This window comes from Bacillus sp. N6 (assembly GCF_052805735.1).
In genome coordinates this window covers 2,160,433-2,185,630 of the sequence record NZ_CM127843.1, presented here as the reverse complement: position 1 = coordinate 2,185,630, position 25,198 = coordinate 2,160,433, and the positions used below count along the sequence as shown (strand labels likewise).

The following is a 25,198-nucleotide window of genomic DNA, read 5'->3' as shown; positions in this document are numbered from 1 at the left end:
AATGCTCAGCTTTTTACTAATTATCCATATTAAATATTTATTCAAAAACATTATATGTATTATTTTTTAAATTATGTTCGATATCCATTATTAAAGAATAAATATATGTAACAAACTTGCATAATGAAAACCGTATAATATCCACTTTCGTTGAAATAGTTATAGCACCTTTAATTATATTCCATTATTTTCCATTGTAATTCTTAATATTTAAATGTAATATTGTATTGTCTTACTATCTATTTATAACTCACACACTAATTAGAAAAGGGAACTCTATATGAGTTCCCTTTTCTAATTATGATTACAATCATTATTTCTTTTCTAGAAATTTAAATGTATCTTTAAATTCTTTATTATTCACTTTAATATCAGCATCTTTCAATAAATCATTGACTACTTGTTGTTTCCATTTACCTGTCGTATCTTGTAGTCTTTGTTGTTCTAAATCTTTACGAATTTTTTCCTTTACTTCATCAAATGGCTTCAATTCTTTTTTATCCGTCACTTTAATAATATGGTAACCGTAAGTTGTTTTAACTGGATCACTTACTTGGCCTGCATCTAATTTATACGCAGCTTCCTCAAATTCTTTCACTGTTTGTCCAGGAGCAAAACCAGATATTTCCCCGCCCTGTTCCTTTGAACCAGTATCTTCTGAATACTGTTTTGCTAAGGCAGCAAAATCTTCACCATTATTTACTTTCTCCTTTACTTCTTTAGCTGTCTTTTCATCTTTCACTAAAATGTGACTTACTTTCATTTCTGGTTTATAGTTATCTTTCACATCTTTTTCTGTGACTGTTGCTTTAATCGCTTTCTCAAATGCAATTTCTGGCTTCATTTTTTCTTTTAATTCATCTTCATTTTTCAATCCAAGTTGTTCTAAAGTTGATTTAAAGTTCTCACCCATTTTATCTTTTGCTTCTTCTACTTTCTTTTTTGCTTCCTCATCCGAAACTTTATATTTATCTAACAATGCCTTACTTAACATCATTTGATATAAAGTACTTTCTCCATATTGTTGTCTTAATTCTTTACTTAATTCTTTCTCTGTAACATTTCCTACTTTTGATGTTACTACGTTGTCTGAAGAACCACATGCAGATAATGCTAGCATCACGCATGAAATAATTGTTCCAATAAATATTTTTTTCTTTTTCAATTCAAATACCTCACTTTTATCATTATGCAAATTAACTATACACAGGCATTGTGAAAACAGTGTGTTTTCTGCATGTAATTCATTTCATATGAGTTGACTATGTATCATGCATTTCCATTTTTAAACATAAAGAGTCTTCTTACTATTATGTATAGTAAGAAGACTCTTTACATACACCTCAAAAACAATACGGCTGCTATAGTTACTTAATACCTACATGTTCTTCAGGTATCCAACTATTCTGCCCGATATCTACCGCATTTCCCACTCTACCCCACACTCGAAAAGATGTCGATCCATCTATATTTCCTTTATAATTCATACATTCAGGCTCTTCATAATAATTTACTCTGTAGCCGACAGGATATTTCGAAGTTGCATAAAACCATTTCACCTTAAAATGTTTTAAATATGCCCACTGCTTATCGTTCCCTAAACAAATCATATCTTGCTCACCGCCTCCCCAATAGCCTGTTAAGATTAAATATGGAATTTTCTGAGTGAGTGCACCTGTAAATTGAGGATTCATGGGGTTCTCATATAAATTTATTCCGTATCCATCAGGATATTTCGAAACTGCAATACCAATGCCATTCGGTTGCTGTTTATACACTATGTTAGATTGATTTGCTTTGTTCGAATCTATAAACCAAGAAAGTGACTTATTTCCTACTAATCGATTCAGATCACATTTCCCAATCCCAGGAACATTCCCTGAATCCGTATATTGCCAAATATCACATGGATATGCTGGCTTATTCCCTCCATAACGAGGGATCCATACGAAATCAGCTTCAATATTACGTGCTCCAAATGATAAATACATGTGATGCCCTACATATAATCCTACTTTTTCCGCACCTAAACGGCGTAATTCATCAATAAATGCCTGTGTCCCGCCTTGCATATCTGCCATCGTTTGAACTTCTACGTCCGCCACCCAAAACTTAGCTGATTTATCACCACGATTCCAAAAATCTTGTGCCTCTTTCTTTGCATCAGCAATAGATATAAAACGGCAAAAAGCATAATTACCGAATGGGATACTATACTTTTTCATTTCACTAACATAATTTTGATACATAAAATCCACCGTATTAGAGCCATCTTGAACTCTAGCAATCACTAAATCTAGCTGAGATGCTGCAATATCCCAATTGATAGTTCCATTCCATTTTGAAATATCTACAATATAACCCATACATTCCAGCTCCTTTTTAATGTCTTATTCATAGCTTGTTTTATTGTAAGCCTTATCTCTCTAAAACTAGCTATCTATAATATAAATAAAAAGAATCGTTACTGTTTTAAAAAATATATTCTCTTTCAGAAATATTTCTATTAACTTTAACATATATACCATATAAAACATTCTCATATTTGAAATATACCCTACTATTCATTTGTTATGTAATCTCGTCCTATCAATCCAGGTATCAATTATTTTTACGGATATTAGAAAACATCCCCCTACATTATTAAATTAAAACTTCCAATATCAATTCCCTTTCAGCTAATATAAATCATTCCTCATTTTCTATATATTCTTAAGTCAAAATTACTATCTTTCCATGAAATTTGAGATTCAGAAATTTTTTTAATTTATTGAAGATTATTCCTACTAACCTACAATTGTCCAATCTGCACACTATTGGTGCATAAAAAAGACATTTTCTATTCATGAAAATGTCTTTTTACAGTTTAATAAAACAACTTTGGTGCTAAATCTGTATTTTGTAATTGTGAGTTTTCACTGCTCATAACACAACTTGTGGAAAATAGAATTGGGATACCACAAACCTCATCATTCATTACATCACGAAATACATTGGCAGCAACACCTGTAAACGTTTGACATAAGTTAGAAATATCGTCATTGAAAAACTGAATGACTTCCGCAGCGAAAACCGGAAAGACAACATTCGGTCCGCCAGGGAACTGAGGCTGTACCACAACTTGTTCAAAATAAGGATTATTTTCTAGTGCTACTTGAAATAAATGAGCTATTTCAAATGCATCTAGTGGACAAGGAAATGGATTTACAATTTCATTCTCATTATTCGTTACAATAACTGTCACACTTACATTCCCAAATTGTACAAAAGATTTTAAAAGCGTTGCTAATGCTCTCGCTTTTTCATTACTTAACGCATGCACTAAAATAATATAATTACCACCAACAGGAATAAGCGGCCCAACTGTAACAGTTGGATCAGCACCTATTGAATTTTTTAATTCATTAAAATATGTGATCCATGGTGGCGAAAGCTGAGCTTGTACATTTTCTTCCACTATTTTATACTACCTCCTTATACAATTCTTACTAACATAATATGTAGCAAATTAAAAAATGCATTAGTTATATTAACCATTTGCGTATTTATTGATTATATTAATTAAACATTTTATTTCGTATTTTCAATTTCCCCTTTACATCTTTAAGCACTTTTACTACTATGAAATTCTTTATTATAAGCAAATCCACTGAAATTTCATATTATACTAATACGACTCTATATCCTTTAACTTATAATACTCAATATTAGGAGCTGATTTCATGGAAAAAAAACCTATCTTGTTCAAAATCCCACCAAATTCAAAGCTAAAAGTTACATTTTTCGGTCCTTGTAACGAAGTAATTACAAATGTGTCTATAATTAATCAACTATGCACCCCTAGATGTCAAACTATCACGCAATATCCAGACTTTAAGAAATATGTAACTGAAGTACGATCGCTATCCCGTTGTTAGTCCGCATAATGTACGATTTTCACAACTTTGTTACCTAAAATAACTGAGAAAGAAAATAACTGCATTCCTAAACTAAAATTACTCATTTTATGATATTCCATTGATAATTCATTGATTTTTTACACGTTTTTATTAAAAGAACATATATTATCGTATGGAGATTATCCACTCATAAAACCTATCTTTCTTTAGAGCGTACTTTTTATGTATGCTCTTTTTTTATGTAACCGTCCCCCTTCTAAATTGACCAACAATATATTAAAATTCTTTATATACACAAGGAGGTCAAATATGTTCAAGCTGCATCCAATACTACTCATCTTAGGATTGATTTTGTTTTTATATAGTGCACTCGCCTTTATGTTATTCTTTTCAGTGTATTAGCATTGCCTACACAAATCTATGTTCAATATGTAATTTCTATATAGTAAAAAAAACGTAATGATACGATTTTTTATGTATTCCGTCTTTCTTGTTCTATAAGAAAACTAGTAAACTTACTAACAATGAGTTTTCAGAAGCATGTTACTTATTTACATATTATTTTGTTCATTACCTGAAGAAGGGTGAAGCCTCTAAAAATTAAACTATACTTTACCTATTTACTTATATATTTTAGAAAAACAATAATAATCCCCCACCATTTGGTAAGGGGATTAACTAAACCTACTAAAAAATATTTAATGATCTGTTTTATTTAATTGGAGAAGGAAATCTTGCTGCTTCAAAGTGAACCGTATTTAAACCATTAACATTTTGTATAATTACGCCCGCAATACTACTTTCTGCAAAAACTTCAACTAAATCTCCTGCTTCTAATTGAAGAATAGTAGTTACGGAAACATCATTATTAAAAAATACTCCTGTTCCAAAGAAATCATTATCTATCGCTATTGCTGGATTTCCATTTACACGAATTTCTACTCTAGCTCTGTAATTCACATTAAAATCATTTGGAGAAAATGTTATATTTCCTAATACATTATATACCCCTCTAGTTTTCGGAGTGAAAATGGATGTTACTGGATTATATTCATTCGCTAGATCGAATTGTTCATTTTGAAATAATACTTTAACAGGGGTATTTGCTAGAACAGGTTGATTAACTGTATTCACAGCTCTAAATGCCGATGCCCTTACAAGCTCCTCTTTCTTATCATCACAACACTTCACCTTTACATACTTCCTATCACATTTACTACTTTTCCTATAACAATCATGACTTTCCTTTTTGTAATCTTTACAATACTTACAGTAATAATAAGACATAGTTAGTCCCCCTTTACACTTATTTTTACATAGTATGCTATATAGATTAGAATAGCTTGGACGACCTGTTACTATTTTTAATAGAGTAAAAAACCCTCACCATTTCGGTGAGGGTTTACCTTTAAGCTTCTGTAAACTCATTGTTTCATGACTTTATTTAATTGGAGAAGGAAATCTTGCTGCTTCAAAATGTGCACCATCTTCTAAAGGACTTAAAACTCCATCTATACTACTTTGTGCATAAATCTCAACTTCATCCCCTGCATTCAATTGAACAATCGTCGAAACACTTACTACATTTCCAAAACTTATTGGACCAAAAAAGTCATTATCTATAGCTATCGCTGCGTTTCCATTCACACGAATTTCTACACGCGCTCTATAATTTAAAGTTGGATCGTTTGGAAAGAAACCAATCGTTCCAATAATAGAATATACTCCTTTAGTCTTCGGCATAAAAATAGATGTTGCTGGATTATACTCATTCGCTAAATCAAATTGTTCATTTTGAAATAACACTTTCACAAAAGTATTAGCAGGAACATTTTGATTTACTGTATTTCTAGCTCTAAATGCGGATGCTCTAACAAGATTGTCCTTGTTATCATGGCACTTACAAGTGTTCTTACAACAATCATGATACTTCTTTTTATACTCCTTACAATACTTACAGTAGTAATAACAAGACATACTAATTCCCCTTTCAAACTTATTACTACATATTATGTAAGATTGATTTATAAGGTTTGGACTAGCTATTTTTATTATTCATAAGGGCGCTATTAACCTGCACCCTTATTTATATACACCACTTCATTCCTTACTAGTTATAAGTTGTATACAGTCCCATATGGAATAGTCAGAAAAGAACTTCCGTACGGTGTAACTTGATGTACTGGGTAAAAATACTCTACGGATGAATAATACGGTTGTACACCTTGCTGCTGCATTTGCAATTGTTGTTGCATTTGCAATGCTTGTTGAATAGCTTGGACTGTACTTTGTGCTCCACTATACGTTATAGATGTACCATACGCTGGTCGCATACCAGTTTCAGAATTAAAATATGAATAAAACATGATTTTCAACTCACTTCCATATAAGTTATTACAAATTATATTATGATTCTTTATTTCAGTGGGTACTATAAAGCTAGTCCGCTCGCTTATATTCAAATGACAAAATAAAATAGTAGCTGCTAGACTACTTTGACTCCTTCTTATCACCAAATGAAATGATATACATATTCTCCTGTTACACGCTCATTAATTCCCGCAACCCTAACGAACCTAAGTAAATCCGCTCCTTGAAGGAAATATACCGAAATCGTAACCGGTACTTGTGACCACATGAATTGATAAAGCTCATTCACTCTCTGATTCGTCGTAACGATTAAATCATTTACAGGTCCATGATTCCATGCAGAGGTTTGAACTGAAATGAAAGAAAGGTCTTTCCCATTAACCACTATTCTTGATACGCTTTGAGTTATGTCCACAATAATCCCCTCCAACATTACAAAAATTGGACCTTTTTTAGTTCATATTATTATAAATATTCTTGACTGTAATAAATGTTTAAGGCAAATCCCTAATAAAGTGAAACTTTAATCAGTGGGGGCTTACTGCCCGTTAATGCGGGATAAAATTTTTTATTCATATCCCTCAATTCCCATTACAACCATATAATTTCTAACCCTATTCAATTTTGGTAATTAATATAAAAAGGCATCTTAATTAGATGCCCTTTACTTATCTTCCACTACAATTCTACTATTAAAATAGCAACGCCAAATCCGATGCAAACCAATCCTATCAATATGAATAGCAATCGGAATCCCCATAAATCACTGATTATTTCTATAATATGCACCTGAAGCAATATCCTCTTTATTAGATTATGCTTTTACACATCTAAAACTAAATCGTGTTGAAGCAAAAGTTGAACCTGCAAATGTAAATTCCATAAAAGTATTAGAAAAATTAAACTTTACTTTTGAAGGTACTCTGAGAAAGAGCGAAAAATCAGCTAGAAAGCTTATGGATTTAAATATCTATTCGAAATTAATAAGCGATTAATTTTAGTCCCTCTGCCCATACTCAATCAAAGTGTGGGCTTCTTTAATTTCTGTATAAAATTCAAAAGTTTGACACAATCCTGGAAAAAGCTTATAAAGAAAAGTGAGGTTTCGTTATTTTCACACTTAGTAGCGCAGTCATGTTACATACAATTTTATAAGTGTGAACGAACTACAAAACTAAAAAACAAATAATAAGTTTGCAACATGTTTGCAAATACGAATTTTGCATATAAATTCGTGTGATATTGAAAGGAGTTTTACTTATGAAAGAAATTAAAACAGAACAAGAATTCAAAGACATCATCGCAAGCGAGGAGCCTGTAGTTGTTAAGTTCTTTACTACATGGTGCCCAGATTGCGTACGTATGGACAACTTTATCGGAGATGTAATGGAAGAGTTCAATAAATTTGAATGGTATTCTATTAATAAAGATGAGTTTCCAAGTATCGCTGAAGAGTATCAAGTAATGGGTATTCCAAGTTTACTTGTATACCAAAATGGTGAGAAGTTAGGCCACTTACATAGTGCTAACGCAAAAACTGAAGAGCAAGTTACTGAGTTTTTAGAAGCATACTAAAATAAAAGCCCTCTGGAAAATATTTTTCAGAGGGCTTTCATCTATTTTCACACTTACCTTTTGACGTTTTTCATCGTTTAATGAATTACACCTTGTCATTATAAGAATAATACATAGTAAGAAAAGTATTCGTTTCCTCATCCATCTCCCCTCCTATCTCTTTAGTAAATAAACTCCAATTCGGTTTACACCCTGACTTTGTACTTTTCAACATATTTTTCCTTCACGAAACTTTGTTATCCCCTTCTTAAAAAGCTATAAAACGTCAACAATGTTTGTATAGACCCACACGACTTTCGTTTGATACTCTATTTATAGAAAGAATTCCTTTAAAGAAAGGTGAGTGATTAAAATGGATACTCTTTCTCATAAAGAAGCTGATAAAGGTGCTATTGTCAGCATTATGGCCTACATATTTTTATCCTCTATGAAAATCATCATCAGTTATATTACCCTCTCTAGTGCATTACGTGCTGACGGTTTAAATAACTTAACGGATATCGGTGCTTCTTTAGCGATATTAATTGGTCTAAAAATATCTCGTAAACCTCGTGACCCAGATCATCCGTATGGGCATTCGCGGGCCGAACAAATCGCATCACTTGTTGCGTCCTTCATTATGGCAACAGTTGGATTAGAAGTTGTTATTAGTGCCATTCAATCTTTCTTAAATCCGAAACAAGCAGCACCTAATGTACTCGCTGCATGGGTTGCTTTATTTTCTGCTGTCGTTATGTACTGCGTGTATTTGTATACGAAAAAAATTGCAGCACGAACAAAAAGTAAATCATTAGAAGCCGCTGCAAAGGATAATTTATCAGATGCACTCGTAAGTATTGGTACTGTAGTAGGTATTGTCGGTTCTCAGTTCCAAATGCCTATTTTAGACCCTATTGCCGCTTTAATTGTAGGTCTTATTATTTGTAAAACTGCATGGGAGATTTTCGTAGAATCTTCTCATATGCTAACAGATGGAATTGATCCTGATAAAATGGAGGAATACGCTGATGCTATTGAGCATATTGGCGGTGTGGAAAACATTGTAGATATTCGAGCTCGTATGTACGGGAATCAAACGTACGTTGATATTACAATTGAAGTAGATGCTCGTATGGATGTTGGAGAAAGTCACTGTATTACTGACAATATCGAGGCTATGCTTCGCAAAAAGTTTGGAATTTACCATGCACACATTCATGTTGAGCCAATGAAAAAAGAACCTATTATGACATAGGTTCTTTTTTTATGAACGTTTTATGAAATATAACACATAAAACGAGCCAGCTACCGCCAGCTGCCCATCCTGCTAATACGTCAGATGGATAGTGCACGCCAAGATATATTCGGCTAACTGAAATAGATAATACAACAAAGCTTGCTATAAGAATAATTAATAATTTTTTATGCAATGAAATACGATCTTCAGTAATTGTGACGTATGCAATAAATCCTAAAAAAGCAGTAGCATTCATCGTATGACCGCTCGGAAAACTATATCCAGTTGCAGTAACAAGCTGCGTGACATCAGGTCTTGCTCGTTCGTACCATAGTTTAAGCATACTGTTTAAATAACGAGATCCGTAGTAATTAATTGTTAGAAGTAACGCACTAAGCAACTTTTTTCTAACGAGAAAATACATTACAAGAATAATGAGTAATGGAAAATATATTCTTTTGGAACCGATAAAAGACACCCAAGTAAAATAGGTCGTCAAATAATCGTTTCGAAAGCTTTGAATAAAATGTGCGACTATATTGTCAAAATTCTCAATACAAGCGGTATGATACGAAAGTGATAATACGACAAAACAAATGAGTAACGTAAAACTTAGCAAGTATAAATGTCGATATCGTTTCACATACATAACCTCACTATGCAAAAAAATGGAGCGGTTGTTTTAGTTTTCCTCTCCATTTCTTTTTTATGCATAGTTTATTAAAAAATATAATTATTAATTTTTTGCTTCATCTCAGGGATATCTTCTCTTGTTACGGTAAAACGAATCACCTTCTCATCAAGATCAAGCGCCTCAGCGAATAATCCAGCTAAACCACGGGATTTTCTATCTACTTCCATAATAATTTCTAGTCGGTCGTATGCACGTGGCAAGATTAATAATTCTAATTCATCTAATTTCCCATAATGCTCTCCAGAAACCGGAATAAACTCAAATTCTTGTGCGAATGGAACTTGCTTACGTAATCGATGCGGTAATTCTTCACATTCTATATGACGTGCTTTAAACCCTAATTCATTTACACTATTTAAAACACTACTTAATAATGCATTGGGTAACACTTGAACGTAGTCGCGGTCACTTGGGTCTATACTACGTTTAATATCAAGACCTGTATGAATCCAAACCGTTTTCATACCAAGTGTAAGTGGTGCTTCAATTGGCATTGGAAAAGAAAATGGAATTTCAACTTTTTCATTCGGTTCTACAGAAAAAGGTTCTGTTAAGCGTACTCGCTCTAAATCATATGTTGCTGTTACTTTTTTATCATCCACTTCTCGTACATACGACGTCGATAATGTTAAGTAAATGCTTTCAATTTGTTGGCTAACTGAACCTCCAGTTATATGAACCTTTCCAACTATTTCTTCCCCAACAATATACTCATCTTTTTCAAGAACAGTATCTACCTTTGCACTTCCAATACCAACGCTTGCTAAAAACTTTTGAAACATGGAGTCTCCATCCTCTCTAAAGCAGAAGCTACATCTTGTTTTAAATCTTGTACATTCTCATAGTACGGCGTATTTATTTGTAACATTCGCATAAGCATTTCGCGATTATAATTTTCCAAAGTTAATTCCTCGTACCATGGTTTTTCCTTTTTTTCATTAGATTCATATCCTGCATATAATAAAAATAATAAGAAATGACCGAGCGCATAAAAGTCACTACGAAAGTGAATTTCTCGCATCAAAGCTTGTTCACCTTCGTAAGTTGTAGCTCGCTCATCATCCTCACCTTTCCATTTAGCCAATCCAAAATCAATAATACTAATTTGATTTTCTTTCATTAGTATGTTTGGAATGCGTAAATCTCGATGAATAATGCCTTCACTATGAAACACCGATACAATTTCTAATATTTCATATAAAATCTCAAAAACTTCACGTTCTGTATATACATACCCATCTATAAAAATATAATCTTCAAAATTTTTACCAGGCATGTACTCCATTACAAAGAAGCTCTTTTTCTCCCATATGAAATGATCATATAGACTAGGAATTGCATAATGATTCAATGTTTGTAAAATCATTTTCTCTTGTTCAAATGATTTTCTACCAGACTCATATCTTTGTTTACTTTGTCTTAATTGTTTTAAGACTTTATATCTATTTATTTGTAAATCATTAACGACATATGTAACCCCATAACTGCCCATTCCAATTACTGATTCAATTTTATAACGTTCTGCAACAATTGTATTTTTTCGCAGTGGTCTATCAAATAAAGCTAGTACACGACGCCATTTCATCAGCTACTTGAAAAGAAGCTACGGCTTTTACGTTTTCTTTTATAATGTTGATGTCCATAACCAGATGAACGTCGTTTATAATCGCTACTTGAATAAGAGCGCCCTCTACGACGATAATCACTACTTGAATACGAACGATATTTTTTCTTTCCTAATAAAGAATCAATAATTTTTTTGAACATTCCTTCACCTCTTGAGTAAAATTTCCTTTTCATTATACCAATAATTATTGACTATATTTGTGACAGGTTTGTAAAGAGTAAAAAACGACGAGTTATGCCCGTCGTTACTTTCATTCATCCTCTTCATCAAAAACTTCATCAATCATGCATTTCTCTAATAAATACTCAAATGTAATATCTGCGAGATCTTCAATCTCTTCTCGTTTTGGGACGTACCCTCTTTCAATTAGTTGCTCATAAAAAAACTCCGCAATCTCTTCCGTATCAATCACGACTTCAATTTCCTTCATGAGCATCACTCCTTTATTTCTGTTTTATGAAAAAATCTCAAAATTATGTATATGAGATTAGAAAAATAGATTTTATTTTTTTATAGGTCATAAGCTTTGGACGAGATGCATACGATTGTAGTACAAGCTATTCAAAGGGGGAAATAATAATGGAAAATCAATATGAAGTAGGACAAACAAAAGAAGAGTTCATGCATGAAGATCAATGGGCAGACTCTCTTATAAAGTGGCTTTTTATTTTTTTAATAGTTGTAGGCATACCTTATACTGCATATGTTGTTGTTCAATTTATTCTCTCTTTCTAGTTAACTATTTTTTCTCTGTCAATTTAACTAAATAATTATGAACAACATCCATTACAATTTTATATTCTTCATCTTTAAATGTATCGAACAATAATTGATAATCGTTATAAATATCAAGTAACCCATCAATGATTTCTTGACGATTCGTCTTAACACTCACTTTTTTCGAGTTGTTAATTGACTTTAACTTACCTAAATCTAATTTATTCATACCTGCTTTATCTTGTTTCAGTTTCTTCAAAATTGCATTTGCCGTTTGAGCATTCGCAAGTAACGTTAAATCTGACTCATCCGCTTCTAACCATTCACCATCCGTAATCCGTGACAATTCATAAATTGTATCTTCCCATGCGTCATTCTTATATCTCCATACTTCTGTACGAAAACCAACAATACGGAAAACATCTTTATCATATCCAGTTACTTGCACAAGATCACCAAACGTGAAATTATAATTTAATTCAATCCACTCCGTATCGCCCTTTTTCATATCTTGCTCTGTAACGTGCTGCAATGTTTGCTCTACGTAAAATCCATCGTGATTATTGACTTCGTATACATAAACTCCATCTAAAACCTTCATATTTGTGATTTTCCCAACGGTTCCATATAGCGTAATCACGACTATGTCCCCTACGTTGTATTTAGGTTGTTTTTTTCTTGCCATCTCTATCTCTCCTTTTTTTGACGTCGTGATTTTGATATCAGTATATGCAACCTACATAAAAACGCTTATCACAGAAGCTTATATTCATAAATTTTTTCAATAAAAATTATAATCTTATAAAATTTACGTTACACTCAAAAAAAAGCTAGTAACTAGACTAGCTTTAAATCAACAAATTTCGTATAAAAAAACATACAGAATACTTCACTTTACACAAAGTAATGTATTCTGTATGTTTTCAAATAGTTTTTATCTATCTTGTATGTATAAATCCCAGGCTTCATCAAATATAGACATACTTTCTAGCATTCCGCTCAACTCTAAGTATGAACTAATTTCATCATAGTCTTCAGATTGCTTCGGAAAACTTAAATCATCATACATCGCCTCTGCTAAATCTGAAATTTCATTTCTAAATAAAGCTGCACGATGCTTCATCATATAATGGTAAAATGTCTTTTTCAAAAATATTCCCTACCTTTCTAACTTGGGTACATTATACAAGGCAAAAAAGAAAAAAACCAGCATAAAAGCTGGTTAAAAGTCGAAATAATTTCTTTTTAATAGACGCGGTCTTCCCATTAATTCTTCATACGTTAGTTGTTTTGGTAAATCTTTCGTGTAAATTAAAAATAATTGATCTTCAATTTCTTTTACTGTATGATCTGATTGATAGTCCATCCCGCACGAGGAACAAGAAATACATGGTGTCTTTTGGATTTCAATGGCTTTCGTACCATCTGGTAATTCCCAATATACAGTATTCAAGCTTTCTTTCGCTTCTGTACTGTCACACCACATACAATTCATACTGCATCACCCTCAGTTTTTTTGTCGTTTTCTTCTAATTTAGCCATTTGCGCTTGATATTTTTTATCTTTTAATTGATCACGCTTATCACGTTTATCTTTTAAAGATGCATGCGTATCATTATCTTCATAGTCTTTACGACGGTTCATACGCTGTAAGTCGTCTGGAACGAGGTTAAATTTCTTATCGCTCATAAGACCTGCGATACCAACATCTGAACGTTTTTCTTCGTAGTTCGGATAAATCTCTTTAAAGTATCCTTCCGCTCTTCCTGGAATATAGCTCTCTGGCTCTGGATACGTCGTAATAACACCTTCAAAGTTACGAAGTACAACTTTATCTGCACTTTGTGAGATTAAATAGTTTGGTTGAAGTGCAATTTTACCGCCTCCACCTGGAGCATCAACAACGAATGTCGGAACAGCATAACCAGATGTGTGTCCACGTAAACCTTCAATAATTTCAAGACCTTTAGATACTGGTGCACGGAAGTGACCGATACCTTCAGATAAATCACATTGATAAATGTAATATGGACGTACACGGATTTTTACTAAGTCATGCATAAGTTTTTTCATAATTGGAACGCTGTCGTTAATACCAGCTAAAATTACTGCTTGGTTTCCGACTGGAACACCAGCATTCGCTAACATTTCACATGCCTTTTTCGATTCTTCAGTAATTTCAATAGATGTATTGAAATGTGTATTTAACCATACTGGATGGTATTTTTTAATAATGTTACATAAATTTTCTGTAATACGTTGTGGGAATACTACTGGTGCTCTCGTTCCGATACGAATAATCTCAACATGCGGAATCTCTCGTAAATTTTTTAATACATATTCTAAAATTTTATCGTTTATTAGAAGTCCATCACCACCGGAGATTAATACATCCCGTACTTGTGGTGTTTCACTAATATAAGCAATCGCATCATCTAATTGTTTCTTCGGTACACCCATTCCAATTTGTCCACTAAAACGACGGCGTGTACAGTAACGACAATACATAGAACATTGATTTGTTACTAAGAATAGTACACGGTCCGGATAACGATGTGTTAGCCCTGGAACTGGTGAATCTTCATCTTCGTGAAGCGGATCTTCTAAATCATATTTTGTTTTATATAACTCTTCCGAAATCGGTACTGATTGCATCCGAATCGGACAGCGTGGATCATCAGGATTCATTAGCCAAGCATAGTACGGTGTAATGTTTAACGGGATCGTTTTCGTTGAAATTTTAACGCCCTCTTCTTCTTCAGGTGTTAAGTTAATTACTTTTCTTAAGTCATCTAACGTTTTGATCGTATTCGTTAATTGCCAAACCCAATCATTCCATTGCTCTTCAGTAACATCTTTCCATAACTCGATATCCTTCCAGTGACGATTTGGTTTGTATACATCATGTAACATTGCTATTCCCCCTTTTTATACGCTCATCCTTTATATAAGCAATAGTTATGCCAACTTTACATTGTTGATAAGTAAATGTGCGGAGAACCCTATTACATAAGCGAAAAAATATTTTTAAGCGTTGTATGAAATCAATACTTAACATCATATTCATTACTTTTTATATATGTAAACGCTCTTTTATTCGTGCAAACACACAAAAACCGCCGATTATTCGGCGGTTTTGTCGTACTTGCTCAGTTTATATTGAAGCGTTTGACGAGGGATACCTAACATTTTTGCGGCTTGTAATATATTCCCTTCCGTTTCAATCAACGCTTGATCTATTAATTCTTTTTCTGTTTGATGAAGTGCTTCTCTAAGTGGCATTATACCCTTCTTCTTCGAAAAATTCTCTTTCCGAAATGTACGTGGTAAACAATTGGCTGTTAATGTATTCCCTTCTGCAATAATAACAGCATGTTCAATCGTATGTTTTAACTCTCGGACATTTCCAGGCCACTGATAAGCTTGCAGTCTATCTTTCGCTTCCTCATCAATTTGAAGTACACCTTTTTTATAACTTTTATTATATTCTTTCAAAAAATAAGATGCTAATAATAGTACATCCTCAGTTCTTTCACGAAGCGGTGGGATATATAATGAAAATACGTTTAAGCGATAATATAAATCAGTGCGAATTTTATTCTCTCGTAAACATATTTCTGGAGGCTGGTTCATTGCGGTAATAACACGAACATCTACTTTTCTCGTCTTATTATCACCAATTCTTCTAATGACTCCATCTTCTAACACTCGTAACATTTTTGCCTGCAAATCAAGAGGCATTGAATTCAGTTCATCTAAAAATAATGTCCCACCATCAACAAGTTCAAATAGCCCAGCTCTTTCAATCGCTCCTGTATAGCTTCCTTTTGTCGTTCCAAACAATAAACTTTCTAATAGCGACTCTGGTAAAGCTGCACAGTTTTGTGCAATAAATGGCTTGTTTTTTCTTTTAGAAGCTTCATGAATTGCTTGTACGAACAGTTCTTTTCCTGTTCCTGTTTCACCATATATTAAAACATTTGCGTCTGTTGGTGCTACTTTTTGCGCTAACTCTTTCGTCTGTTTAAACCGCGTATCATTTGTCACTATCGTCTCAAATGCAGCATGCTTTTTAATCACTTTTTTTCTAGATGATCGCTTTATTTTCGACTGTAAGTCAACAATTGTGTCAGTAAGTTTTTGAATTGTAGAGTAATCCTTTGCAATTTCAACAGCCCCAGCAATATTCCCATCTATAAAAATAGGTAACGTCGTATTTACTGTACAAACATCTTCACCATTTAAATTTTGATAATGCTGTGCTTGATGTACGATAGGTTTTTTTGTATCTAGTACTTTCATCAATGTACTCGTTTCCCTTGATAAAGACGGGAACGCTTCTAACAGATGTTTCCCTAACACTTTTTCAATCTTCGATCCATCGTGTTTTGCAGCTACAGAATTATAAAATATTGTAATTCCATTCTCATCTACAGCGTGTATAGCCTCATCAATACTGCCCAAAATCGCTTCAATGACTTCTTGTGTCGAAACTGCTAGCAATGTCATCCCCCCTCTTGCCGAAAATCCAGCAATTACATGCCGAATTTTCGGCACACCTATGTGCGATTGTAAGCATGACGATTCCGTTCTATAATTTTGACCAATTTTATATTTTCATTAGATAACTCGAAACTCTAATTAGTACAGCTTTTCAAACACCCAGCTCCACCTAACTGTTTTGCTTTACAGCCGAATTTTGAGGCGGAAGTTTTACTGCTTTCGAATAGCTAGAAAGATCTTTCACCCATATATTCATATCTTCCAACTTATCGAAAATGTAGCAATTATTCGCCAGTCTTCCTGTATACGTATAACCTAATTGATGAAAGGCAGCATTCATTCCGAAAGAAAGCGATCGAGCAATTGTATAGGAGCAGAAAATAGATCTTTCTCGAAGCTCTTCCTCTAATTTAATTAGTAAACTTTTCATAAATCCATGTTTACGATATTCAGGTAAAGTAGCACAATTCGTTAATTCTGCATTCCCTTCTTTTATATTCATTTCTGCAGATGCTGTACTAATAATTTTCCCCTCATATTCATATACGTAGTAAATTGTATCGTCTTCTTTCATCGTCTGTAATACATAACTCGCTTCATTTAAAGGTGTCGGATACACTTCAAATACTTTTCCGAATACAGTTGCTAATTCTTCTGCATCTTCTTCAGTCGCTTTTCTCAGCAAAAATTTCTCTGGAACTACTTTTTCTTTTATTTCTTTTCCTTTTACACCGCTTAATATAGTATCTTCCTCAGTCCAATGCATACTATTTCGTCTTTCATCATTATTATATTTCACAAAAAAGTATGCATCGTGTCCTTGAAAATAATGAGGTATCGTTGCTTCCAACAAAAAACCGAAAGAGAGCCATGTTGAAACATGCTCTCCCTTTCCTTTAATAATACATTTAGTGAAAGAATGTTCCTCTGCTAGTTCGTCAATTGTCTGCATAATACTTTCAACATTTCCTGTATAGTGATCTACCCGAATACGCTTATTAAAATAATCTAAAACGCCTTCTACTGTATAACAATTCGTCTGTTCTCTAAAAGATTCATAGTATTTCATTTTTTCACCTCACACCAATCTAGTAATGTACATGCAATAATTTTTGCGGCAGCTATCATTTTATCAACTTCTATATATTCGTTTGGATAGTGTGCTACTTTCGTCTCTCCTGGACCAAATACTATTGTTGGTACGTTTGCAATTTGTGTAAATAAACCTCCATCAGTCCCCCACGGAGATGCTTCAATAATTGGTTCGTTCCCTTCGATTTCAACAAAGTTGTGATGAAGTGTTGTAATGAGTTCATGATTCTCTTCTAATTCACCAGGAACCCATCTCGCTCCAAACCACTCTACTTCTACTGGATTTTCAACAAACCAATTGTCCACATCATTTAATTCAACAATCCAATTCTCAAACTCTTCTTTTGCCGCCTCTATAGTCTCATTCGGCGCAACACCGCATCTTCCTTCTAAAATTAATTCATCTGGAACAGAACTTGGCCAACTCCCTCCTTCAATTTTCCCAATGTTAATTGGAATTGGAATCGGAATCCCTTTAAATAACGGATCTGTAATTCGACTATTTCTTTTCTCCTCTAGCTTTCTTACATGTTCTATAACAAACATACTTTTTTCAATTGCACTAACCCCTTCATAACGCGTTCCACCGTGTGCAGCTTTCCCTTTTACACGTAAACGAAACCACATGGAACCTTGTTGTTTCGGGAAAAACTTCATATTAGTAGGCTCTGGAATAATGACACCATCTGCCTTATATCCTCGTAATATAGTTGCTAATGTCCCTGCTCCGCCACTTTCCTCTTCTATTACACTTTGAAAATAGATGTCTCCTTTTAATTCAATGCTAGATTCAATAATCGCTTCCATCGCAAGCATGAGTGCGACATTTCCACCTTTCATATCCGTCGTTCCACGGCCATATATACGATTTCCTATCTTCTCACCGCTATAAGGATGATGTTCCCACTGATTCACATCCCCTTCTGGAACTACATCAATATGCCCATTTAATATCATAGATTTCCCGTCGCCACTTCCTTTTAAAGTTGCTACAATATTTGGGCTATCTGAAAAACTTGTACGGGGTGATACAAAATAAGGATGATCTTTCATTTTAGAAAAAGAAGGCTCCCATATATCGAGGTCTAAACCTAATTCACGTAATTTTTCAATCACAATCGCCTGCGCACCGCTTTCATCACCAGATACGCTCTTTTCTTGAATTAATCGTTTTAAAAATTTCACACTTTCCTCTTCATGGCTCTCAATATAATCACAAACTTGCTTTTTTAATTGCTCCATATATTACATCTCCCTTCATTCAATTACTAGTAAGTTAGAACTAATTTGAAAATCAGCTTCTGTATGTCGTTTTATATCTTCTACTGTGTATGGGCTCATTAATTCTTGTAATATAAGTCCACTCGGAGTTACCTCCATGACCGCCATATCAGTAATAATTAAATCTACACATTTCTTTGAAGTTAATGGCAATGTACACTCTGAAATAATTTTTGCATTTCCGTACTTATCAACATGATTCATCACAACAACGACCCGCTTCGCTTTTTGTGCTAAATCCATTGCTCCACCAATACCTGGAACACGTTTTCCAGGTACAATCCAGTTTGCTAAATCACCGTTTTCACTTACTTGTAATGAACCAAGAATCGTTATGTCTAGCAAACCTTTTCGAATCATACCAAACGCTGTACAACTATCGAAATAACTCGCTCCTGTTATAAGAGAAGTTGGTAAACCTGCCGCGTTACACAAATTTTCGTCTTCATTCCCTTTACTTGGCGTTGGTCCCATACCGACGATTCCATTTTCCGCATGAAACATAACATTTATATCGTTAGGCAAATGATTTGGTACAAGCGATGGTATGCCAATACCTAAATTTACAATCATGCCATTTTGTATTTCTTTCGCCGCTCGCCTAGCAATCTTATCCCTCACTTCTACGCCCATACCCATTTCCAGTTCACTCCTTCCGACGGTACAATATAATTTACGAAAACACCTGGAACGACAATTTCCTCTGGATCTAAACTTCCAAGCGGGACTATTTCTTCTGCTTCTACAATTGTTATATCCCCAGCCATCGCTACGTGAGGATTCATATTTCGTGCACTTTTGTCAAATACAAGGTTACCAAACGGATCTGCCTTTTTCGCAAATACAATTGAAACTTCAGCAGTTAATGCTGTTTCAACTAAGTAGGTCTTACCATTCATTTCAACTGTTCGTTTTCCCTCTTCCACAATCGTATCAACACCAACATCAACTAAAACACCACCAAGACCAACGCCACCAGCGCGAATGCGCTCTGCTAATGTTCCCTGCGGAGAAAACTCAATTTGTAATCTTCCCTCGTTTAGTTGCCTTCCTGCATTTGGGTTGGAGCCAATATGAGAAGTAATTAGTGATTTAACTCTTTCATTTGTAACAAGACGACCGATACCTACATCAGGGAATCCAGTGTCATTTCCAATCAAATTTAAATTTGTAACGCCTTTTTCTAAAATTGCCTGTATTAAAGATGGAGGGGATCCAATCCCTCCAAATCCCCCAAACATTAATGTCATATCATCATGGAACAAAGAAATTACTTCCTCAATTTCTTTTAATTTACCGAATGTATTTGTAATAGTTGTCATGCGATACTATGCCCTCCTTTTTGCATCATCTCTTCCACACTTTTAGAGAAAATTGAAAGTAATTCATCTAACTCGGAATATGTAGTTGTCATTGGCGGTGCTACAAGCAGTGCACTATCTTCTTTTCCTGCTTGCCCTGAAACTGCTTGGTATAAAAGTAGGCCATTTTTAGCTGCAACTGAAATAAGCTCCGACGCTTTTGTAAACGGTTGCAATTCTACTCCGATTAGCAACCCTTTTCCGCGCACATCAGCAATGATTGTCGATTGTTGCTGAACTTTCTGTAAGCCTTTTATTAAATACTCTCCCTTTTCTGCTGTTTTTTCAGGGAGATTATGTTTCTCCATATATTCAATAACAGCTAAAGCCGTTGCTGCAGACAATGGATTGGCACTTAACGTATGACCGCTCATTACTGAACGTGACCCACGTAATATTGGTTCCATAACACGATCACTTACAACTGTCGCTGCCATCGGTGTATATCCCGCTCCTAACCCTTTACCAAGTGTCATGATATCCGGTTCTACACCCCAATGCTCCATTGCAAACCATGCTCCAGTACGACCAAGCCCAGTCATCACTTCATCCGCAATAAATAAAATATCGTAATGGTCGCAAATATCTTTAATGACTTTATAATAGTCTTTCGGCGGAACAACCGCGCCTCCAGCTGCTCCGATAATCGGCTCAGCAATAAAAGCAGCAATATGCTCTGCACCAATTCTTTCAATTGATCTTTCTAGTTCAGTCGCACATGCCAGCTGACAAGTTGGATATACCTTTTGAACAGGGCATCTGAAACAATATGGAGCTGGTATAGTCGGATAATCTTCCAAAATAGATACGAAACGTTGTCTACGTAGTGGGTGACCAGACATCGATAACGCACCCATCGTAATACCGTGATAACTCATCCATCTTGATAATATTTTATGTTTCCCTTGAATACCTCGCTCTTGAAAATGCTGAATTGCAATTTTCATAGCTGTTTCATTTGCTTCCGTACCACTATTTACAAAGAAACTCCAGTTCAAATCTCCTACACTTAAATCACTTAACTTCTTTGCTAATTTTTCAGCCGGTTCACTCGTAAACTGTGATCTATAAACAAAAGCAATCTCCTCAGCTTGTTTTTTAATAACGTCTGCAATCTCCTTTACGCCATGCCCAATACCTGCCGTAATTGCTCCTGACGAACCATCAAAATATTTATTACCATTTTGATCATACAAATAAACACCTTTTCCATGTGAAATCATTGGATACGGCTGACCAACAAGTGGTTTAATTAAGTAATCGCGCATAGCGCTCCCCCATTTCTCCAATTTGTATATATATATGAAGAAAATTGACGTTTCTTTCATAAAAAAGAATCCTCTGCAAAAGCAGTGAATTTATCAAAAAACTATTATAAAATATACAAATGAGTGCTTAAAAATATTTATAAAACAGAAAATTCAGAACTAAAAGTGAAGACCAATCCTTTTCTATACGCCCAAATAACCCTCCCTTTTATATGAAATGACTACATCACCAAATGTTTTTATAGCATAATGCCAGCTGCCCTTAAATGCCGACATTCTGTACACTTCGACGGAACTCCCGTTAAACTCCTTCCTAATATCCTACTTTAAATTGCATATTTTAAAACAAATTTCGACACCCCACCTTACTAACCAATTCAGATTCATATTTAATATGTAAACTTTTCATTTTTAAACTATAAAAAAAGAACCGATTAACCACACTAATCAGTTCGTCATGACGCTCTCTTATGGGTTAATACTGTCAATTGCTAAAATAAATAGAAAAATCATGTTTACAAATTCATCCTACAGCCTATAAGACAAAACCTTTTCATAACTTCATTCACAATTACTATCGGGATATCCCTATCCCGAAGTGGCACCCCTTTCCTCAGATTCAAACTACCTTTCCTTTATAATTTATGTAGGACAATTATCACTTTGTATGTGTATTTGCCTATAATTAAAAAAAACTCTAGTTTTCTAGCGATTGCTGGACATGTATTCAATATGTTAATTGAAATGCAGTTTCAATTTGGCATTTATTTTACTTTCGTGCAGTCATATGTACTGCTTTACTCTGCCAAATACTCGTAAGCACCAGCAGCTCTTTATGACGACATATTAGTTGTCAATTTTTAATATTCCCTTTATAAAATTATTTTTTTCGCATAACCGCTTTCTTGCTTCGCATATAGTTTTAATGATGACAAAGGAGGAATGTTCATGTCTCAATCTGAAATTGAAAAATATGGACAAGAAGTTACGCAATACGAACAGCTCGCACGTTACTATCAGTTTCGTAATCCTAAAAAATATATAGAATTATATATGAAATATTGCGATGCACTTTCAAAACTTGTACAGGCGCATGAGAAAAGGGATTCACAAGAAGCTGCTTTACCGTCACATATAAGAATTTTTCATGCCGATCCAAATATATCAGCGGTTGATATTTTAGTAAACGGACAAAAGGTTATTAAAAGTATTTCATTTAAGCAATTCAGCCCTTATTTATCATTAGTGCAAGGTAAATACCGTATAGATATTGTCCCTGTCGGAAATGAAACTCCAATCTTTTCAGCATTGGTACCAATAATGGGAAATCATACTTATACTCTTGCTGCAATAAATAGTGATAATCACCTACAATTACAACCTATACTTGATAATACACATTTACCAGCTGGTCAAGCTAAAATTCGCTTTGCACATTTCTCTCCAGATACCCCTGTTGTAAATGTAGATTTAAAAGATGGAGATCATTTATTTGAAAATGTACTCTTTAAACAAATAACAGATTTTTTACAAGTTAGCCCTGGTACAGCAGATATTGAAATTTCACTCGCAGATAATAAAAACGTTTTATTGACTATTCCAAAATTCAATGTTGAACCAAATGTTATTTATACAATTTCAATAGTAGGTTATTCAAATAAAGACCCTAAATTAGAAGCTGTTATACTTACAAATTAAAACAGTCTACACCATTCATTTGGTGTAGACTGTTTATTTTTGAAATGCAATTTGAAATTCCGTCCAATCGTTATCTGATCGACACATAATGGACCCATTATGTTTTTCCACAATTTGTTTACATACAAATAATCCAATACCAGTTCCTAACTTTTTAGTAGTTACAAATGGTTCAAAAATCGTTTCTACATTTTCAGCTGGAATCATTGGCCCATTATTTTTTATCACAATTCGAATAGCTTGATCTTCTTCAAATACATCAATGATAATTTTCCGTTCTTCTTTCATCGATTCAAGAGCATCAATTGAATTCATTAATATGTTTAAAAATACTTGTCTCACTTCACTTCGATAGCCAACAAGCGGAATTGGATACGGTAAGTTCTTTTCAATCGAAACATTCGCATTGACCAAACTCGGATATAAGAATTGTATAATGTCTTGAAACAAGTCATTAAGCCAAAAACGTTCCGATTCATTCCACATTTCTTTTTTCGATACGAGTAAAAATTGTGAAATACGAAAATTTAATTGATCTAATTCATGCGAAATAATATCTAAATACGATAAACTCGGATGATCTGCCTTTAATAATTTGACAAACCCCATAATGGAAGTAAGCGGATTACGAAATTCATGTACAAAACTAGCTGACATTTGTCCTAAAATCGTCAGCCTTTCTTTATGTGTTTCGTTAATATATTGCTGTTTTTCCTCTAAATTCTTCGATATAATTTCCGAGTATTTTAAAACAGTATAATAAATTAATTTGTCAAAACAAGTATGTATTTTTGCCATAATTGGTTTCAATTCACGAGCGCTAACATCTAATTCACACATCGCTTCGAAAAGTTCATTTCTTCCCACGTTTGCGTTATAAACAAAATCTCCAATATTCGCATCTGCTCCAGCACGTTCAATAGCAATTTTCTCGCATAACGGTTGAAGATAATTTATATCTTTCTCTTCCATAGTAAGTTCGATAATTAACTCTAGTAAATCCTCTCCATTTTGAACTACTTCTAGTTTAAATGGATCTTTTTCGGAAATTATCATTTTGTTTTTCCAGTTCTCTACGAATTGGTGCCTATTGTTTTTCAAGTGTGAACAAAATATTTCTTTAATATCCTTATCGATTGGAAAAACCTCCATTCCCTCCATTTCCATACGACGAATACCCTTTATATTTTGAATATTAACACAAAAAATACGATTCGTTAATAGATTTTTGTCACATTTTGTTAATTTCTGTTGATAAAATTATTTTTTCTTTCTTATTTAACTAATTGTATGCAAATTCCCTTTTTCCTTCACATATTTTCATTATTTCCGTAGTCAAAACGACTTTTTTTTGCATCATTTTTAATTCTTGCGTACAATAGAAAATGAAAGGTGTGAAAAATATGGTAAATAAAAATGTGGAAGATTATCTCCAAGAAGGCATTTACGGCCAAAAGCAAAACAAACCAGAAGAACGTAATATGTATTTAACTACATTACGTGAGCGTGTAGAAATCGCTTTAACGATCGGTCAAGTAATGCAAAGTAATGTATACTCTGAAGTGGCAGGTAGCATGCGCTCTTCTCAATCATTACAACTCCTCCTAAATGGTAGCATTGCTTACCCACATTTATCAAAATACATTAAATTAGCAAACGAAAAAAATGTTCCTTTTACAATTGTTCAAAATAAAGATACAGAAACACCAATCGGTTTAGTATTAACTCATGCTACTGCTGTAGATAAAGAACAAATTTATGTAGAAGATACTATTTTCAAACAAGAAATGAAGTAAAAGTTACACTTAATTAAATAGTTACTAAAAGCGTAAAAAAACGAGTATGGAATCGTAAACATTCCCTACTCGTTTTTTAGCGCAAATTTTAAGTTTTCTAT

General features: G+C 33.8%; 29 protein-coding genes and 1 pseudogene. 7 read left to right on the top strand and 23 right to left on the bottom strand.

What is annotated here, in order from left to right; translation table 11 throughout:
* Window positions 1-313: 313 nt before the first annotated feature.
* The 3 genes from ACUXVC_RS11225 to ACUXVC_RS11215 form a co-directional block, all read right to left on the bottom strand.
* Window positions 314-1,165 (bottom strand): peptidylprolyl isomerase PrsA, encoded by an 852-nt coding sequence (locus tag ACUXVC_RS11225; protein WP_000727352.1) that lies wholly within the window; start codon window positions 1,163-1,165, stop codon window positions 314-316.
* Window positions 1,166-1,367: 202 nt separating this feature from the next.
* Window positions 1,368-2,366, bottom strand: coding sequence for a glycoside hydrolase family 25 protein (locus ACUXVC_RS11220; protein ID WP_095690968.1), 999 nt, complete (start codon window positions 2,364-2,366; stop codon window positions 1,368-1,370).
* A 500-nt stretch (window positions 2,367-2,866) separates the two neighbouring features.
* Complete coding sequence (locus ACUXVC_RS11215) at window positions 2,867-3,457, bottom strand: hypothetical protein (protein WP_000392281.1); 591 nt, start codon at window positions 3,455-3,457, stop codon at window positions 2,867-2,869.
* A gap of 265 nt (window positions 3,458-3,722) precedes the next feature.
* Between ACUXVC_RS11215 and ACUXVC_RS11210 the strand changes: the two genes are divergently transcribed.
* A complete protein-coding gene (locus tag ACUXVC_RS11210) occupies window positions 3,723-3,917 on the top strand; it encodes a hypothetical protein (protein WP_089170935.1) in 195 nt (64 codons plus the stop codon).
* Window positions 3,918-4,610: 693 nt separating this feature from the next.
* Here ACUXVC_RS11210 and ACUXVC_RS11205 read toward each other — a convergent pair.
* The 4 genes from ACUXVC_RS11205 to ACUXVC_RS11190 all read right to left on the bottom strand — a co-directional run bounded on the left by ACUXVC_RS11205 (window position 4,611) and on the right by ACUXVC_RS11190 (window position 6,684).
* Window positions 4,611-5,186, bottom strand: coding sequence for a hypothetical protein (locus tag ACUXVC_RS11205; protein ID WP_053564576.1), 576 nt, complete (start codon window positions 5,184-5,186; stop codon window positions 4,611-4,613).
* Window positions 5,187-5,339: 153 nt separating this feature from the next.
* Window positions 5,340-5,876 carry a C1q-like domain-containing protein gene (locus ACUXVC_RS11200; RefSeq protein WP_095690969.1) on the bottom strand — a complete coding sequence of 179 codons (537 nt, stop codon included), beginning with the start codon at window positions 5,874-5,876 and terminating at the stop codon, window positions 5,340-5,342.
* 137 nt (window positions 5,877-6,013) lie between these two features.
* Window positions 6,014-6,265, bottom strand: a complete 252-nt coding sequence (locus ACUXVC_RS11195; protein WP_000500098.1) for a DUF3947 family protein — start codon at window positions 6,263-6,265, stop codon at window positions 6,014-6,016.
* A gap of 143 nt (window positions 6,266-6,408) precedes the next feature.
* Window positions 6,409-6,684: a hypothetical protein gene (locus ACUXVC_RS11190; protein ID WP_141558529.1), complete on the bottom strand. Its 276-nt coding sequence runs from the start codon at window positions 6,682-6,684 to the stop codon at window positions 6,409-6,411.
* A 367-nt stretch (window positions 6,685-7,051) separates the two neighbouring features.
* Here ACUXVC_RS11190 and ACUXVC_RS11185 point away from each other — a divergent pair.
* The 3 genes and pseudogenes from ACUXVC_RS11185 to ACUXVC_RS11175 form a co-directional block, all read left to right on the top strand.
* A pseudogene (locus ACUXVC_RS11185) lies at window positions 7,052-7,264 on the top strand (GNAT family N-acetyltransferase); the annotation flags it as partial.
* A gap of 265 nt (window positions 7,265-7,529) precedes the next feature.
* Complete coding sequence (locus tag ACUXVC_RS11180) at window positions 7,530-7,844, top strand: thioredoxin family protein (RefSeq protein ID WP_000658787.1); 315 nt, start codon at window positions 7,530-7,532, stop codon at window positions 7,842-7,844.
* Between the two features lie 352 nt (window positions 7,845-8,196).
* Window positions 8,197-9,078 carry a cation diffusion facilitator family transporter gene (locus tag ACUXVC_RS11175; RefSeq protein ID WP_000380385.1) on the top strand — a complete coding sequence of 294 codons (882 nt, stop codon included), beginning with the start codon at window positions 8,197-8,199 and terminating at the stop codon, window positions 9,076-9,078.
* Here the strand turns inward: ACUXVC_RS11175 and ACUXVC_RS11170 are convergent.
* The 5 genes from ACUXVC_RS11170 to ACUXVC_RS11150 form a co-directional block, all read right to left on the bottom strand.
* Entirely contained in the window at window positions 9,068-9,703 is a 636-nt protein-coding gene (locus ACUXVC_RS11170) for a phosphatase PAP2 family protein (RefSeq protein ID WP_000833369.1), read from the bottom strand. The two genes, ACUXVC_RS11175 and ACUXVC_RS11170, sit on opposite strands and share 11 nt — an antisense overlap.
* Window positions 9,704-9,780: 77 nt before the next feature.
* Complete coding sequence (locus ACUXVC_RS11165; protein WP_000486630.1) at window positions 9,781-10,536, bottom strand: sporulation protein; 756 nt, start codon at window positions 10,534-10,536, stop codon at window positions 9,781-9,783.
* Window positions 10,518-11,339: a serine/threonine protein kinase gene (locus tag ACUXVC_RS11160; RefSeq protein ID WP_098976035.1), complete on the bottom strand. Its 822-nt coding sequence runs from the start codon at window positions 11,337-11,339 to the stop codon at window positions 10,518-10,520. Before ACUXVC_RS11160 ends, ACUXVC_RS11165 begins: the two co-directional genes overlap by 19 nt.
* Window positions 11,339-11,521, bottom strand: a complete 183-nt coding sequence (locus ACUXVC_RS11155) for a hypothetical protein (RefSeq protein ID WP_000473371.1) — start codon at window positions 11,519-11,521, stop codon at window positions 11,339-11,341. The genes ACUXVC_RS11160 and ACUXVC_RS11155 overlap by 1 nt, the downstream gene beginning before the upstream one ends.
* Before the next feature lie 110 nt (window positions 11,522-11,631).
* Window positions 11,632-11,811: a YozD family protein gene (locus tag ACUXVC_RS11150; RefSeq protein WP_000658451.1), complete on the bottom strand. Its 180-nt coding sequence runs from the start codon at window positions 11,809-11,811 to the stop codon at window positions 11,632-11,634.
* Window positions 11,812-11,960: 149 nt separating this feature from the next.
* On the opposite strand from ACUXVC_RS11150, the gene ACUXVC_RS11145 reads away from it, so the two are divergent.
* Window positions 11,961-12,116, top strand: a complete 156-nt coding sequence (locus ACUXVC_RS11145; protein WP_000431486.1) for a DUF3930 family protein — start codon at window positions 11,961-11,963, stop codon at window positions 12,114-12,116.
* 4 nt (window positions 12,117-12,120) lie between these two features.
* Here the strand turns inward: ACUXVC_RS11145 and ACUXVC_RS11140 are convergent, their stop codons facing one another.
* From ACUXVC_RS11140 to ACUXVC_RS11095, 10 genes are all read right to left on the bottom strand, one after another.
* Window positions 12,121-12,783 (bottom strand): hypothetical protein, encoded by a 663-nt coding sequence (locus ACUXVC_RS11140; RefSeq protein WP_000101498.1) that lies wholly within the window; start codon window positions 12,781-12,783, stop codon window positions 12,121-12,123.
* 249 nt (window positions 12,784-13,032) lie between these two features.
* A complete protein-coding gene (locus ACUXVC_RS11135; RefSeq protein WP_000750717.1) occupies window positions 13,033-13,248 on the bottom strand; it encodes a YozE family protein in 216 nt (71 codons plus the stop codon).
* Window positions 13,249-13,320: 72 nt separating this feature from the next.
* Window positions 13,321-13,593 (bottom strand): YokU family protein, encoded by a 273-nt coding sequence (locus ACUXVC_RS11130; RefSeq protein ID WP_000995766.1) that lies wholly within the window; start codon window positions 13,591-13,593, stop codon window positions 13,321-13,323.
* Window positions 13,590-15,011, bottom strand: a complete 1,422-nt coding sequence (kamA, locus tag ACUXVC_RS11125) for a lysine 2,3-aminomutase (protein ID WP_000902145.1) — start codon at window positions 15,009-15,011, stop codon at window positions 13,590-13,592. The genes ACUXVC_RS11130 and kamA overlap by 4 nt, the downstream gene beginning before the upstream one ends.
* 210 nt (window positions 15,012-15,221) lie before the next feature.
* On the bottom strand, window positions 15,222-16,607 hold the full coding sequence (gene rocR, locus ACUXVC_RS11120; RefSeq protein WP_023521852.1) for an arginine utilization transcriptional regulator RocR: 1,386 nt from the start codon (window positions 16,605-16,607) through the stop codon (window positions 15,222-15,224).
* A gap of 163 nt (window positions 16,608-16,770) precedes the next feature.
* A complete protein-coding gene (ablB, locus tag ACUXVC_RS11115) occupies window positions 16,771-17,670 on the bottom strand; it encodes a putative beta-lysine N-acetyltransferase (RefSeq protein ID WP_446026047.1) in 900 nt (299 codons plus the stop codon).
* Complete coding sequence (locus ACUXVC_RS11110) at window positions 17,667-18,935, bottom strand: peptidase (RefSeq protein WP_000436691.1); 1,269 nt, start codon at window positions 18,933-18,935, stop codon at window positions 17,667-17,669. The genes ablB and ACUXVC_RS11110 overlap by 4 nt, the downstream gene beginning before the upstream one ends.
* Before the next feature lie 15 nt (window positions 18,936-18,950).
* Window positions 18,951-19,613, bottom strand: coding sequence for a CoA transferase subunit B (locus ACUXVC_RS11105; RefSeq protein ID WP_053564592.1), 663 nt, complete (start codon window positions 19,611-19,613; stop codon window positions 18,951-18,953).
* On the bottom strand, window positions 19,598-20,296 hold the full coding sequence (gene atoD / locus ACUXVC_RS11100; protein WP_144465462.1) for an acetate CoA-transferase subunit alpha: 699 nt from the start codon (window positions 20,294-20,296) through the stop codon (window positions 19,598-19,600). Before atoD ends, ACUXVC_RS11105 begins: the two co-directional genes overlap by 16 nt.
* Window positions 20,293-21,603: an aspartate aminotransferase family protein gene (locus ACUXVC_RS11095; protein WP_001205877.1), complete on the bottom strand. Its 1,311-nt coding sequence runs from the start codon at window positions 21,601-21,603 to the stop codon at window positions 20,293-20,295. Before ACUXVC_RS11095 ends, atoD begins: the two co-directional genes overlap by 4 nt.
* Before the next feature lie 948 nt (window positions 21,604-22,551).
* Between ACUXVC_RS11095 and ACUXVC_RS11090 the strand changes: the two genes are divergently transcribed.
* Window positions 22,552-23,301, top strand: coding sequence for a DUF4397 domain-containing protein (locus ACUXVC_RS11090; protein ID WP_095690971.1), 750 nt, complete (start codon window positions 22,552-22,554; stop codon window positions 23,299-23,301).
* 33 nt (window positions 23,302-23,334) lie between these two features.
* Here the strand turns inward: ACUXVC_RS11090 and ACUXVC_RS11085 are convergent, their stop codons facing one another.
* Window positions 23,335-24,468, bottom strand: a complete 1,134-nt coding sequence (locus ACUXVC_RS11085) for a BA2291 family sporulation histidine kinase (protein WP_089170929.1) — start codon at window positions 24,466-24,468, stop codon at window positions 23,335-23,337.
* 236 nt (window positions 24,469-24,704) lie between these two features.
* Here ACUXVC_RS11085 and ACUXVC_RS11080 point away from each other — a divergent pair, with 236 nt between their 5' ends.
* Window positions 24,705-25,097: a YueI family protein gene (locus ACUXVC_RS11080; RefSeq protein ID WP_000247562.1), complete on the top strand. Its 393-nt coding sequence runs from the start codon at window positions 24,705-24,707 to the stop codon at window positions 25,095-25,097.
* The last annotated feature ends 101 nt before the right edge of the window (window positions 25,098-25,198 follow it).

Coding starts and splice junctions, on each gene's coding strand:
- ACUXVC_RS11220 (WP_095690968.1), bottom strand. CDS start 2,366: ATGGGTTATATTGTAGATATTTCAAAATGGAATGGAACTATCAATTGG.
- ACUXVC_RS11210 (WP_089170935.1), top strand. CDS start 3,723: ATGGAAAAAAAACCTATCTTGTTCAAAATCCCACCAAATTCAAAGCTA.
- ACUXVC_RS11205 (WP_053564576.1), bottom strand. CDS start 5,186: ATGTCTTATTATTACTGTAAGTATTGTAAAGATTACAAAAAGGAAAGT.
- ACUXVC_RS11200 (WP_095690969.1), bottom strand. CDS start 5,876: ATGTCTTGTTATTACTACTGTAAGTATTGTAAGGAGTATAAAAAGAAG.
- ACUXVC_RS11195 (WP_000500098.1), bottom strand. CDS start 6,265: ATGTTTTATTCATATTTTAATTCTGAAACTGGTATGCGACCAGCGTAT.
- ACUXVC_RS11180 (WP_000658787.1), top strand. CDS start 7,530: ATGAAAGAAATTAAAACAGAACAAGAATTCAAAGACATCATCGCAAGC.
- ACUXVC_RS11175 (WP_000380385.1), top strand. CDS start 8,197: ATGGATACTCTTTCTCATAAAGAAGCTGATAAAGGTGCTATTGTCAGC.
- ACUXVC_RS11165 (WP_000486630.1), bottom strand. CDS start 10,536: ATGTTTCAAAAGTTTTTAGCAAGCGTTGGTATTGGAAGTGCAAAGGTA.
- ACUXVC_RS11160 (WP_098976035.1), bottom strand. CDS start 11,339: ATGAAATGGCGTCGTGTACTAGCTTTATTTGATAGACCACTGCGAAAA.
- ACUXVC_RS11155 (WP_000473371.1), bottom strand. CDS start 11,521: ATGTTCAAAAAAATTATTGATTCTTTATTAGGAAAGAAAAAATATCGT.
- ACUXVC_RS11150 (WP_000658451.1), bottom strand. CDS start 11,811: ATGAAGGAAATTGAAGTCGTGATTGATACGGAAGAGATTGCGGAGTTT.
- ACUXVC_RS11145 (WP_000431486.1), top strand. CDS start 11,961: ATGGAAAATCAATATGAAGTAGGACAAACAAAAGAAGAGTTCATGCAT.
- ACUXVC_RS11140 (WP_000101498.1), bottom strand. CDS start 12,783: ATGGCAAGAAAAAAACAACCTAAATACAACGTAGGGGACATAGTCGTG.
- ACUXVC_RS11130 (WP_000995766.1), bottom strand. CDS start 13,593: ATGAATTGTATGTGGTGTGACAGTACAGAAGCGAAAGAAAGCTTGAAT.
- kamA (WP_000902145.1), bottom strand. CDS start 15,011: ATGTTACATGATGTATACAAACCAAATCGTCACTGGAAGGATATCGAG.
- rocR (WP_023521852.1), bottom strand. CDS start 16,607: ATGACATTGCTAGCAGTTTCGACACAAGAAGTCATTGAAGCGATTTTG.
- ablB (WP_446026047.1), bottom strand. CDS start 17,670: ATGAAATACTATGAATCTTTTAGAGAACAGACGAATTGTTATACAGTA.
- ACUXVC_RS11110 (WP_000436691.1), bottom strand. CDS start 18,935: ATGGAGCAATTAAAAAAGCAAGTTTGTGATTATATTGAGAGCCATGAA.
- ACUXVC_RS11105 (WP_053564592.1), bottom strand. CDS start 19,613: ATGGGTATGGGCGTAGAAGTGAGGGATAAGATTGCTAGGCGAGCGGCG.
- atoD (WP_144465462.1), bottom strand. CDS start 20,296: ATGACAACTATTACAAATACATTCGGTAAATTAAAAGAAATTGAGGAA.
- ACUXVC_RS11095 (WP_001205877.1), bottom strand. CDS start 21,603: ATGCGCGATTACTTAATTAAACCACTTGTTGGTCAGCCGTATCCAATG.
- ACUXVC_RS11090 (WP_095690971.1), top strand. CDS start 22,552: ATGTCTCAATCTGAAATTGAAAAATATGGACAAGAAGTTACGCAATAC.
- ACUXVC_RS11085 (WP_089170929.1), bottom strand. CDS start 24,468: ATGGAAATGGAGGGAATGGAGGTTTTTCCAATCGATAAGGATATTAAA.
- ACUXVC_RS11080 (WP_000247562.1), top strand. CDS start 24,705: ATGGTAAATAAAAATGTGGAAGATTATCTCCAAGAAGGCATTTACGGC.